This is a genomic window from Kitasatospora phosalacinea (assembly GCF_000716545.1).
Classification (GTDB): Bacteria; Actinomycetota; Actinomycetes; order Streptomycetales; family Streptomycetaceae; genus Kitasatospora; species Kitasatospora phosalacinea.
Genome location: NZ_JNWZ01000003.1, coordinates 206,514 through 217,844, shown reverse-complemented (window position 1 = coordinate 217,844; position 11,331 = coordinate 206,514). Strand labels below are relative to the sequence as shown.

Sequence of the window (11,331 nt, the reverse complement as noted above, 5' to 3'; positions counted from 1 at the left end):
CCGGGCTCCCGCTCAAGACCGTCCTGGAACAGCTCGACCTGCTCGGCGAGGAGGTCGTCCCCGTGCTGCGCGCCGAGTTCGCCAAGAACCGCCCGGCGGGCGTCCCCGACGGGCCCACCCACGCCGCCCGCCTGGCGGCCAAGCAGGACAAGGAGGTGGCGGCCAAGTGAACGCCCTCAAGCTCGTCGTGGTGACGGCCGGGCTGAGCGTCCCCTCCTCCACCCGGCTGCTCGCCGACCGCCTCGCCGAGGCCACCGCCCGCGACCTGCGCGAAGCCGGCCGGGAGGTGGACGTCCAGGTCGTCGAACTGCGCGGACTCGCCCGCGACATCGCCGACAACCTGGTCACCGGCTTCCCGCCGCCCGCGCTGCGCGAGGCCGTCCGGGCGGTGGAGGAGGCGGACGGGCTGATCGCCGTCACGCCGATCTTCTCCGCGTCCTACAGCGGCCTGTTCAAGTCCTTCGTGGACGTGCTCGACAAGGACGCGCTGACCGGCAAGCCCGTGCTGATCGCCGCCACCGGCGGCACCGCCCGGCACAGCCTCGCCCTCGAACACGCGATGCGGCCGCTGTTCTCCTACCTGCGCGCCGTGGTCGTCCCCACCGCCGTCTTCGCCGCCTCCGAGGACTGGGGCGCGAACGGCGCCGACGGCTCGCTCGCCGGACGGATCGCCCGCGCGGCCGGCGAACTCACCGAGAGCCTCGCCGGCCGGCCCACCGCCCCCCGCGCCCGGGCGGCCGAGCAGGTCGTCCCCTTCGCCCAGCAACTCGCGGCGCTGCGCGCCCGCTGACACCCAGGAGGCATCACCATGGAACCCCAGGTCCGCGACAACACCGAGCAGTCCCGCTTCGAGATCAGCACCGACGCCGGGCAGGCCGGCTTCGCCGAGTACCAACTCCGCGACGAGGGGCGGACGGTGGCCTTCACGCACACCGTCATCGACCCCGCGTTCGAGGGCCAGGGCCTCGGCGGCAAGCTGGCCCGCGCCGCGCTGGACGCCGTCCGCGAGCGCGGCGCGAGCGTCCTGCCGTACTGCCCGTTCATCCGCGGCTGGATCGCCAAGCACCCGGAGTACGTGGACCTGGTGCCGGAGGAGAAGCGAGGCAAGTTCGACCTCTGAGCGCGGAGCCCGGGGGCGCTCGGCTCCGCGCCGGCGCCCCTTGCCGGGGTTTGCCAGGGATGCTCGGGGCGTGGACGAACCGCCCGGTGCCGGGCTATCGTCGCGGCTCGTGACCTTCTCCATCGTGGCCCGGCAGGGCACCGCTCTCGGTGTCGCCGTGGCGAGCAAGTTCCTGTCCGTCGGGGCGCTGGTGCCCGCGGCCGAGGTCGGCGTCGGCGCGTTGGCGACGCAGGCGTGGGCCAACGTCGCGTACCGGCCGCAGGGGCTGGCGATGCTGCGCAGCGGTGTCGGGCCGGCCGGGGTGCTGGCCGCGCTGCTGGCGGCGGACGAGGGGCGGGCGCACCGGCAGTTGGGCGTGGTCGGGGCGGACGGGGCCGCGGTGACGTACACCGGGGACGAGTGCCTGCCCTGGGCGGGCGGGCTGGCCGGGGACGGGTACGCGGTGCAGGGGAACATCCTGACCGGACCCGAGGTGGTCCGGGACATGGCGTCCGCCTGGCTGGCCGCCGCCGAACTGCCCCTCGCCGACCGGCTGGTGGCCGCGCTGGCGGCGGGCGACGCGGCGGGCGGGGACGCCCGGGGCCGGCAGAGCGCCGCCCTGTACGTGGTCGACCCGGGGCGGGGCGTCGGCGGCTGGGGCGACACCGCGTACGACCTGCGGGTGGACGACCACGCCGATCCGGTGGCCGAACTGCGCCGACTGCTCGCCGTGCACGAGGTGCTGCACGGCGCCTCCGACCCGGCCGAACTGCTCCCGCTGGAGGGGGCGCTGGCCGAGGAGGTGCGGGAGTTGCTGGGCGGTCTCGGTTACGACTCGCTGGACCGCTGGGCGGGCGTGGAGAACCTGGAGGGCCGCCTCGCCGAGGGCCGGATAGACCCGCTGGTGCTGGACCACCTGCGGACGGCCTCCAGGCCGGACTGAAGCCCCCTACCCGGCCAGCGCCCCGGTGAGGTCGGCGATCAGGTCGTCCGGGTCCTCCAGGCCGACGGACAGCCGCAGCAGGGCCGGGGACGGCTTGTGGGCGGCGGCGACCGGGCGGTGGGTGAGGGAGGCGGGGTGCTGGATCAGGGTGTCGACGCCGCCGAGCGACACCGCGTGGGTGATCAGCCGGCAGCGTTCGGCGACCGCCGCGGCGTGCGCGAAGCCGCCCGCCGCCTCGAAGGCCAGGGTGCTGCCGCCGCCCAGGAGCTGCTTGCCCAGCAGCGGCGAGTCGGAGCGGCCGGGGTAGTGCACGGCGGCGACGCCGGGGTGCCCGGCCAGCCGGTCGGCGATCAGGGCGGCGGAGGCGGACGCGGCGCGCACCCGCAGCGGCAGGGTCTGCAGGCCGCGGTGCAGCAGGTAGCCGGCCAGCGGGTGCAGCACCGCGCCGGTGACCGCCCGGACCCGGCGCAGCCGCTCGGCCCACTCGGCGGTGCAGGCCACCGCCCCCGCCAGCACGTCGCCGTGGCCGCCGATCGACTTGGTCGCCGAGTGCAGCACCAGGTCGGCGCCGAACGCGGCGGGCCGCTGCAGCACCGGGGTGGCGAAGGTGTTGTCGACCAGCAGCGGCACGCCGGCGCAGCGCTCGGCGATCTCGGTCAGGTCGAGCAGGTCCAGGGTGGGGTTGCCGGGGGTCTCGACCAGGACCAGCCCGGTGTCGGGGCGCAGCGCGGCGGCCAGCGTGCCGGGGTCGGCCCAGGTCACCTCGGTGCCGAGCAGGCCGGACTCCAGCAGGTGGTCGGAGCCGCCGTACAGCGGGCGCAGCGCGACCACGTGCCGGCGGCCGGCCGCGGCGGTGGCCAGCAGGCAGGCGGAGAGCGCGGCCATGCCGGAGGAGAAGGCCACCGCCTCGGCGCAGCCCTCCAGTTCGGCCAGCGCCCGCTCGAAGCGGGCGACGGTGGGGTTCCACAGCCGCTGGTAGACCAGGCCGCCCTCGGCGGGCGGCCGTCCTCCGCCGGCCAGCGCCTGGTAGGCGTCGCCGCCGGCGGCGAGGTCCGGCACCGGGTAGGTGGTGGACAGGTCGAGCGGGGGGACGTGCGTGCCGAGTCCGGCGAGGTCGTCGCGGCCGGCGTGCACGGCTCGGGTGTCGAGTCGGCTCATGGGGCCCGATGGTGAACGGCCGGGCGCCAGGTGGCCAGAGTGGCGGCAGATGATTCGGCCCGGGCGGGGGCGCCCTTGCGGATGTTCGGCGCGGGCGGCCAGGCTGGTGGCGTGCCGAACATTCCACGGGCCCGCGCGGCGGGGCTCGACGCCGTCGACCGGGCGATCGTCCGGGCGCTGCTGGCCGACGCCCGGACGCCCAACAACGCGCTGGCGGAACGGGTCGGCATCGCCCCGTCCACCTGCCTGGCCCGGGTGCGGGCGCTGCGCGAGCGCGGGGTGATCGCCGGCTACCACGCGGAGGTGGACCTGCCCTCGGTGGGGCTGCCGCTGCAGGCGATGATCTCGGTGCGGCTGCGGGCGCACACCAGGGAGCAGAACGGCAGCTTCCGGGCCGCCGCGCCCCAGCTGCCGGGCGTGCTGGCGGTGTTCCACATGGCCGGCAGCGACGACTACCTGCTGCACGTGGCGGTGGCCGACCCGGAGGCGCTGCGCTGCTTCGTGGTCGACCACCTGACGGCCCACCCGGCGGTCGCGCAGACCCGCACCAACCTGGTCTTCGAGCGCGTCCCGGGCGGCGGCCCGGCGGTCTGACGTTCCGTCGCCGTGACGGAGCGTCAATCCTGCTATCGCCAGCAGTGTTTGGCGGCTCGCGGATCGGCCTGGGAACCGGTCCGGGCGTTCGGCTCGCCCATCGGCTGGGCGATCCGGCGGGTCGTGGTGCGCTGGGTGATGCCCAGGCTGCGGGCGATCGCCGCGTCCATGGTCCCCAGGGTGCGGCGGCGGTGGCGAGTTGTGGCCACTGTCCAGCATCCGCCGCCGCGGTTCAGGGGGTTCGGCCTTACCGTACTGAGTATCGGTAATCTGTCCGGTTCCTTCGGACGGGGCAGCGCTGCCGAGCCCCGACGCGGCCGGACGGCGGCGCCTCCCGCTCCCGCCCGGTCGCCCCCGCCGTGAAGGGACCGACCATGGCTGTCGCGGACCCACCCCAGACCGTGCGCTACCGCCTGAGCCTGGCGACCGTACCCGCGTCCGTGCCCGAGGCGCGCCGCGGCGTACGGGCCGAACTCGTCGAGCGCGGGTTCGACGCGGACGATCCGCTGACCGACACGGTGCTGCTGGTGGTCAGCGAACTGGTCACCAACGCGGTCCGCCACGCCGCCCCCCGCTCGCCCCGCACCACGCTCCAACTCGACTTCGGCGCGGGCGAACTGACGGTGCGTGTGCACGACCGCCACCCGCACTGCCCGCAGCGTCCCGAGGTGCCGCACCAGGACGGCAGCGGCGGCTGGGGGCTGGCCCTGGTGCACGAGCTGGCCGCGCTGGCGGGCGGCCTGGTGGAGACCGTCGCTGACGGGGACGGCGGCGGCAAGACCATGCTGGTGCGGCTGCCGCTGGAGCCCTGAAGGGCCCGGGCGGCCCGAGGGGGGAAGGTCGGCGCGGGGTCGGCGCCGCGTCCCGGCGGACGCCGGTTGGGAAGACGATCGTCGGACGACCCCGCGGCCCCCACTCTCCTGCATGCAAAGTGTTATTGCAAGTAGCTCGCAATAAGCCGGGCGCGCCGGGAGGGCGCTCAGCAGCGCCGCAGTGCGCCCGGCGCGCGCAGGCTCTCCAGCGAGGGGTAGCCGTCCACCGCCATCAGCAGGTCCGCCTCCGCCAGCAGCGAGCGCAGCACGTGCACCACGCCCGCCTCGCCGCCCAGCGCCAGCCCGTACACGTACGGCCGGCCCACCCCGACCGCCGTCGCGCCCAGCGCCAGCGCCTTCACCGCGTCCGCGCCGCTGCGCACGCCCGAGTCGAACAGCACCGGCAGGCCGTCCGCCGCCGCCACCACCTCGGCCAGCGACTCCAGCGCCGGCAGCCCGCCGTTCGCCTGCCGCCCGCCGTGGTTCGAGCAGTAGACCCCGTCCACGCCCGCGTCCTTCGCCCGTCGCACGTCCTCCGGGTGGCACAGTCCCTTCAGCAGCAGCGGCAGGCTGGTCAGCGACCGCAGCCACGGCAGGTCGTCCCAGGTCAGCGGGTTGCCGAAGACCTGCACCCAGTCCATCACCGCGCCGCGCGGATCCCCGTCCGGATCCTGGAGGCGGGCCCGGAACACCGGGTCGGAGGTGTAGTTCGCCAGGCAGTGGCCGCGCAGCTGCGGGAAGCTGCCGCTGCCCAGGTCGCGCGGCCGCCAGCCGGTCACCCAGGTGTCCAGGGTGACCACCAGCGCCTTGAAGCCGGCCGCCTCCGCCCGGTGCACCAGCGATTCGGCCAGCGCCCGGTCGGTCGGGGTGTACAGCTGGAAGAACCCGGGCGCGTCGCCCAGCTCCGCCGCCACCGCCTCCATCGGGTCCACCGACAGCGTGGACGCCACCATCGGCACCCCCGTCCGGGCCGCCGCCCGGGCCGTCGCCACGTCCCCGTGCCCGTCCGGCGCGCACAGCCCCACCACCCCCACCGGGGCCAGGAACAGCGGCGAGGCCAGCTCCAGTCCGAACAGGTCCACCCGCAGGTCCCGCTCCTTCGCGCCGACCAGCATCCGCGGCACCAGCCCCCACCGCTCGAACGCCGCGGCGTTCGCCCGCTGGGTGTGCTCGTCGCCCGCCCCGCCCGCCACGTACGACCACAGCTCCGGCGCCAGCGCCGCCCGGGCCCGCTCGGCCAGGCCCGCGTACGTCATCGGGTACTTCGGGGCGACGCCGAACAGCGCCTCGAAGTAGATCTCGTTCTGGTAGTCGCCGAACTGGGGGGCCATCCGCGCTCCTCGGGGGTGGTGGGCGTCTGCGAAGCGGGCCCACGCTCCACCCGTTACCCGGCGGTGGTCAAGGGCGGATCCGACCGGTGGGCCGACCGGGCCGGGACGGCGCCCCCGACCGCACCGGCGGCCTCCCGGCGGAAGATCGACCGGAGGTAGCCTGGCAGCGGATGTGGTGACCATGCGAGCGAACGAACCCCAGGCGTCCGGGACGGTGATCCCCGAGGTCCCGTTCACCGCGCCACCCGGGGGACCGGTCGGCGTCGAAGTCATGACGCTCGCCGAACTCCGCCACCGCCGCGCCGCCGCCACCGCCCCCGCGGACGACTTCCACCGCCCGCAACGGCCCGCCTTCCACCACCTGCTCACCCTCGACCGCGGCAGCCTGCGCCACACCGTCGACTTCACCGCGCACACCGTCGAACCCGGCAGCTGGCTGTGGGTACGGCCCGGGCAGGTCCAGCAGTGGGGCGAACTCGGCGACGCCGACGGCACGCTGGTGCTCTTCGAACCCGGCTTCCCCGACCCCGCGACGGTCGCCGCCGCCAAGCTCGACGACCCCTTCGCGGCCGCCGTCCTGCACACCTCGGGGACCGACCGCGAGGCGCTGCGGCAGGCGGTCCGGCACCTCCACCGCGAGTACGCCTCCGGCGCGGACCTGCCCGCCGAGATCCACCACGCACTGCTGCGCCACCTGCTCGCCGCGCTGCTGCTGCGCCTCGCCAATCCGGTGGTGCCGTGCGGCAGCACCGCGACCGAGCCCGGCGAGACCTACCGGCGCTTCCGGCAGGCCGTCGAACACCACTTCACCCGCACCCGGCGGGTCGAGGACTACGCGAAGCACCTCGGCTACTCCCCGCGCACCCTCTCCCGGGCCACCCTCGCGGCCGCGGGCGTCGGCGCCAAGGAGTTCGTCGACCGCCGCGTCGTCCTGGAGGCCAAACGGCTGCTCGCCCACAGCGAGAGCTCCGCCGCCAGGATCGCCGACCACCTGGGCTTCGCCGACGCCGCGAACTTCGCCAAGTTCTTCCACCAGCGCACCGGCACCACCCCGATCGCCTTCCGCACGGCGGTGCGGGGGTCGGGCGGGGGGAGGTCTCCGGTGGGGTGAAAGGGGCGAGCTGGGGGGAGTTGAGGGGGTCGAGGGGGGAGTCGCCTCCGGTGGGGTGGGTGGGGGAGTCGGAAGGCGGCGGTGCGGGGGTCGGGCGGGGGAGTTCGTCCTTGTCGTGGGTGCGTAACCGTCAGGTTCCGATCCGGTTCGGAAAAGGGTGACGCGTGCCGTTCGGGGAGGGGGAGGCCCTAGGGTGCCTCGTGAAGATCTCGTGAGTGGGCCGGGACATCTCCTGGTGGTTCGGCAAGCAGCCTAGGAGCGCGGAACGTTGGAGACTCTCGGCGAGGGCGATCCGCATGTGGTGGGGCCGTACCGGCTGCTGGGGCGGCTGGGGGCCGGCGGGATGGGGGAGGTGTTCCTCGGGCGGACGGCCGGCGGGCGGACGGTGGCGGTGAAGACGGTCCGTCAGGAGTTCGCCGCAGAGCCGGAGTTCCGGCAGCGGTTCCGGCAGGAGGTGGCCGCGGCGCGGCGGGTCGGCGGACGGTGGACCGCGCCGGTGCTGGACGCCGACACGGAGGGGCCGCAGCCGTGGGTGGCCACCGGGTACGTCGCGGGGCCCTCGCTGTCGGAGGCGGTGCGGCGGTTCGGCGCGCTGCCGCCGGACACGGTGCGGGCGCTGGGCACCGGCCTGGCCGACGCGCTGGAGGCGGTGCACGGGCTGGGGCTGGTGCACCGGGACGTCAAGCCGTCGAACGTGCTGCTGGCGCTGGACGGCCCGCGACTGATCGACTTCGGCATCGCCCGGGCGCTGGACGCGACCTCCGCGCTGACCAGGTCCGGGTACGTGGTCGGTTCGCCGGGGTTCATGTCGCCGGAGCAGGCCAAGGGCCGCCCCGCCGGGCCGGCCGGCGACGTGTTCGGGCTCGGCGCGGTGCTGGTCTTCGCGGCCACCGGGCGGGCCCCGTTCGGCGAGCAGGACAGCGCGGCCGGGCTGCTCTACCGGATCGTCCACGAGGAGCCGGAACTCGGCGGCCTGGACGGCGAGTTGCTCGCCCTGGTGCGGGACTGCCTGGCCAAGGAGCCGGAGCTCAGGCCGTCCCCGGCGGCCCTCCGGGAACGGCTGCTGCGCAGCGCCGCGGGGACGACCAGGCTCGGCGACCGGGGCTGGCTGCCCGCCGCGGTGTCCGAGGAGGTGGCGCGGATGGCCGTCGCGCTGCTGGACCTGGAGTCGCGGCCCGACCCCGTCCGGCCGCCCGCGCCCACCGTCCTGGAGACCCCGGCGCAGGCCCCGCCGTCCCAGACGCCGACGCCGGGGTTCCCGTCGTTCGGCCCGCCCCCGCCGGGCTACCCGGCGGCCGCGCAGACCCCGCCGGGCCAGTACCCGTACCCCCACCCGCACACGCCCGCCCCGTACCCGGCCCCGCGGCCGTCGGCCGGGCGGCGGGCGGCGCCGCTGATCGCCACCGGGCTGGTCGCCGCGGCGCTGGCCGGCCTGGGCGTGTGGGCGCTGACGGGCGGGGCGGACGGGGACGACAAGGCCTCGGGCGGGGCGTCCGGCAGCCCGAAGCCGTCCGCCGGCGAGGTGAGCACCGGCCCGGAGAGCCCCGCCACCCCGGCCGGGGACGACGGCACCGAGGCGCCCGAAGACTCGCCCTCGCCCTCGCCCAGCGGCCGGGAGGCCGTCGCCGACGCGTTCCTGGGCACCTTCGAGGGCTCGGCGAGGTCCTCCAACGGGACGCGGATCGTCATCCGGTTCACCATCCACCAGGGCGCGGTCGGTGACCCGATCGCCTACGTGGAGACCGACGGCGGTCTCGGCACCGGCCAGGTCGTGTGCACCAACGAGGCGTCCCTGGTGTCCGCCGCCGAGGCCCGGCTGGTCGCCCGCAACATGCCCGAGACCGTCAGCACGGGCTGCGACCCGATCGCCGGGGAGGCGGTCCTCACCCCGAACAAGGACGGCTCCCTGCACTACGTCCAGCAGGGTTTCTCCGGCGACATGAAGCGCAACGACTGACGGCGGCGAAGGCCCGCTCCGGGGCGCCGCGTTCAGGTCGCGGGTGTCGTCGGGGCCGATCGTCGTCGTGCTGTCCACGACCCTCCGGCGCGACGGGTCCGTCCTCTTGTCGCACCACCGGCTGATCGTGCGTCGGCGTGTCGCTCAACCGGGGTGTCGGGTCGGTCAAACCGGGACGAAATGTGACGATGCCAGGGTGACCACCTCCAGCGAAGTCAGTCAGGCAGCCCCGCCCGTCCTCGACCGGCGGCAGCGGAACGTCGTGTTCGGCACCATCATGCTGGGCATGCTGCTGGCCGCCCTCGACCAGACCATCGTCGGCACCGCACTGCCCACCATCGTGGCCGACCTCGGCGGCGCCGCCCACATGTCCTGGGTGGTGACCTCCTACCTGTTGGCGGAGACCGTCACCACGGCGCTGGTCGGCAAGATGGGCGACCTGTTCGGCCGCAAGGTCGTCTTCCAGGTCTCCACCGTCATCTTCATCGTCGGCTCGTTCCTGTGCGGCCTGTCCACCAACATGCTGCTGCTGATCATCTGGCGCGCCGTCCAGGGCGTCGGCGCCGGCGGCCTGATGGTCACCTCGATGGCGCTGATCGCCGACGTCATCCCGCTGCGCGAACGCGGCAAGTACCAGGGTGCGATCGGCGCCGTGTTCGGCGTGGCCACGGTGATCGGCCCGCTGCTCGGCGGCCTGTTCACCGACCACCTGTCCTGGCGCTGGGCGTTCTACGTCAACGTGCCGATCGCCATCGTGGTGGTCATCGCCGCCGCCCGGAACATCCCGGTGGTCAAGTCGGGCATCCGCCCGGTCATCGACTACCTCGGCATCGCCCTGGTCGCGATCGGCGCCAGCGCCCTGATCCTGGCCACCAGTTGGGGCGGCAACGAGTACGCCTGGGGCTCGGGCGTGATCATCGGCCTGTTCGCGGTCGGCGTCGTCGCGCTCGCCCTGTTCTGCTGGGTCGAGACCAGGGCCGCCCAACCGACCCTGCCGATGCGGCTGTTCCGCAACCAGGTGTTCACCGTCTGCTCGACCCTCAGCTTCATCGTCGGCTTCGCCATGCTCGGCGCGCTGACCTTCCTGCCGACCTTCCTGCAGTACGTCGACGGCGACTCGGCGACCGTCTCCGGCGTGCGGACCCTGCCCATGGTGCTCGGCCTGCTGATCGCCTCGATCTTCTCCGGCAACGTGGTCTCCAAGACCGGCAAGTACCGGTTCTTCCCGATCATCGGCTCGGTGGTGATGGGCGTCGGCCTCTACCTGCTCTCGCTGCTGGACGTCGGCACCAGCGCCTGGCTGGCCAGCCTCTACATGTTCGTGCTCGGCACCGGCATCGGCCTGTGCATGCAGGTGCTCACCATCGCCGTGCAGAACACCGTCGACTACACCGACCTGGGCACCGCCACCTCCGGCGTCACCTTCTTCCGCACCCTCGGCTCCTCGTTCGGCACCGCCGTCTTCGGCACCATCTACGCCAACTCGCTGAAGACCAACCTGAGCGCGGGCGTCGCCGAGGCCGCCCGGACCACCGGCGCCGACCCGCAGCAGATCGCCGTCGCCGCGCAGAGCCCGCACGGCGTCCACCAACTGCCCGCCGAGCAGGCCGCGCCGGTCATCCAGGCCTACGCCGACTCGCTGCACACCGTCTTCCTGTGGACCGTCCCGGTCGCCCTGGTCGGCTTCGTGGTCGCGCTCTTCCTCAAGCAGGTCAAGCTCCGCGACTCCGCCCGGGCCAGCTCCTCCGACATGGGCGAGGGCTTCGCCCAGCCCTCCTCCGGCGACTCCTCCAAGGTCCTCGAGCTCGCCGTCGCCAAACTCCTCGGCACCGCGGGGCTCGACACCGCCCGGCAGCTCGTCGGCTCCTCCGGGACCAGGCTCGACGTGGCCGGCGCCTGGGCCGTCATGCAGGTCGAACTGTTCACCCGCACCGTCGGCCACGCCAGCCTCAACCTGATCGCCGCCCGCCGCCGGATCCCCCCGGAGGTCCTCCAGCCGGTGTTCGACCGGATGGTCACCGAGGGCTTCCTGGAGGCCAGCAACGGCTTCTACCAGCACACCGAGGCCGGCGGACGGGAAGCCGCGACCATCACCCGGGCCTGGTCCGACTGGCTCAACCGCAGGCTGGAGGAGGACCGCGGCCGCCCGCGCAGCGCCGAACTGCGCGCCGCCGCCGACACCATCGCCAAACGCATGATCGTCGAGGACCTTTCCGAAGGGCTGCCGGAGAGGGGCGGCGTCCTCTCCGGCCGCCGCTGACACCGCGTCGCCGCTGACGCCGGGCCGCCGCCGCGCCCCGCCCCGCCCCGTCGGGCCTGCCGCGGG

11 protein-coding genes and 1 pseudogene are annotated in these 11,331 nt (G+C 74.7%); 9 read left to right on the top strand and 3 right to left on the bottom strand.

Annotated elements, in window-relative coordinates; all coding sequences use genetic code 11:
- The 4 genes and pseudogenes from OO48_RS39520 to OO48_RS02980 all read left to right on the top strand — a co-directional run.
- Window positions 1-170 (top strand): annotated as a pseudogene (locus OO48_RS39520) (5,10-methylene tetrahydromethanopterin reductase); the annotation flags it as partial.
- Window positions 167-790: an FMN reductase gene (locus OO48_RS02990; RefSeq protein ID WP_033212440.1), complete on the top strand. Its 624-nt coding sequence runs from the start codon at window positions 167-169 to the stop codon at window positions 788-790. The pseudogene OO48_RS39520 and the gene OO48_RS02990, both read left to right, overlap by 4 nt.
- An 18-nt stretch (window positions 791-808) precedes the next feature.
- Window positions 809-1,120, top strand: a complete 312-nt coding sequence (locus OO48_RS02985) for a GNAT family N-acetyltransferase (protein ID WP_033212438.1) — start codon at window positions 809-811, stop codon at window positions 1,118-1,120.
- 109 nt (window positions 1,121-1,229) lie between these two features.
- Window positions 1,230-2,042 (top strand): DUF1028 domain-containing protein, encoded by an 813-nt coding sequence (locus OO48_RS02980; RefSeq protein ID WP_033212436.1) that lies wholly within the window; start codon window positions 1,230-1,232, stop codon window positions 2,040-2,042.
- A 6-nt stretch (window positions 2,043-2,048) separates the two neighbouring features.
- Here OO48_RS02980 and OO48_RS02975 read toward each other — a convergent pair whose 3' ends face one another.
- Entirely contained in the window at window positions 2,049-3,200 is a 1,152-nt protein-coding gene (locus OO48_RS02975) for a trans-sulfuration enzyme family protein (RefSeq protein WP_033212434.1), read from the bottom strand.
- Between the two features lie 111 nt (window positions 3,201-3,311).
- On the opposite strand from OO48_RS02975, the gene OO48_RS02970 reads away from it, so the two are divergent.
- Entirely contained in the window at window positions 3,312-3,794 is a 483-nt protein-coding gene (locus OO48_RS02970; protein WP_033212432.1) for an Lrp/AsnC family transcriptional regulator, read from the top strand.
- Window positions 3,795-3,826: 32 nt separating this feature from the next.
- Here the strand turns inward: OO48_RS02970 and OO48_RS38025 are convergent, their stop codons facing one another.
- Window positions 3,827-4,003: a hypothetical protein gene (locus OO48_RS38025; protein WP_157845367.1), complete on the bottom strand. Its 177-nt coding sequence runs from the start codon at window positions 4,001-4,003 to the stop codon at window positions 3,827-3,829.
- A 165-nt stretch (window positions 4,004-4,168) separates the two neighbouring features.
- Between OO48_RS38025 and OO48_RS02965 the strand changes: the two genes are divergently transcribed.
- Window positions 4,169-4,606, top strand: a complete 438-nt coding sequence (locus OO48_RS02965; RefSeq protein ID WP_033212431.1) for an ATP-binding protein — start codon at window positions 4,169-4,171, stop codon at window positions 4,604-4,606.
- 167 nt (window positions 4,607-4,773) lie between these two features.
- On the opposite strand, the gene OO48_RS02960 is transcribed toward OO48_RS02965, so the two are convergent.
- Entirely contained in the window at window positions 4,774-5,937 is a 1,164-nt protein-coding gene (locus OO48_RS02960; protein WP_033212430.1) for an alpha-hydroxy-acid oxidizing protein, read from the bottom strand.
- A 181-nt stretch (window positions 5,938-6,118) separates the two neighbouring features.
- Between OO48_RS02960 and OO48_RS02955 the strand changes: the two genes are divergently transcribed.
- From OO48_RS02955 to OO48_RS02945, 3 genes are all read left to right on the top strand, one after another.
- A complete protein-coding gene (locus tag OO48_RS02955; protein WP_106970232.1) occupies window positions 6,119-7,048 on the top strand; it encodes a helix-turn-helix domain-containing protein in 930 nt (309 codons plus the stop codon).
- Between the two features lie 268 nt (window positions 7,049-7,316).
- Window positions 7,317-9,005 carry a serine/threonine-protein kinase gene (locus tag OO48_RS02950; protein WP_063830595.1) on the top strand — a complete coding sequence of 563 codons (1,689 nt, stop codon included), beginning with the start codon at window positions 7,317-7,319 and terminating at the stop codon, window positions 9,003-9,005.
- A 196-nt stretch (window positions 9,006-9,201) separates the two neighbouring features.
- Entirely contained in the window at window positions 9,202-11,265 is a 2,064-nt protein-coding gene (locus OO48_RS02945) for an MDR family MFS transporter (protein ID WP_033212427.1), read from the top strand.
- The last annotated feature ends 66 nt before the right edge of the window (window positions 11,266-11,331 follow it).

What these genes read in the sequence shown, in the direction of transcription:
- OO48_RS02960 (WP_033212430.1), bottom strand. Translation starts at nt 5,937, where the DNA reads ATGGCCCCCCAGTTCGGCGACTACCAGAACGAGATCTACTTCGAGGCG.
- OO48_RS02955 (WP_106970232.1), top strand. Translation starts at nt 6,119, where the DNA reads ATGCGAGCGAACGAACCCCAGGCGTCCGGGACGGTGATCCCCGAGGTC.
- OO48_RS02965 (WP_033212431.1), top strand. Translation starts at nt 4,169, where the DNA reads ATGGCTGTCGCGGACCCACCCCAGACCGTGCGCTACCGCCTGAGCCTG.
- OO48_RS02975 (WP_033212434.1), bottom strand. Translation starts at nt 3,200, where the DNA reads ATGAGCCGACTCGACACCCGAGCCGTGCACGCCGGCCGCGACGACCTC.
- OO48_RS02985 (WP_033212438.1), top strand. Translation starts at nt 809, where the DNA reads ATGGAACCCCAGGTCCGCGACAACACCGAGCAGTCCCGCTTCGAGATC.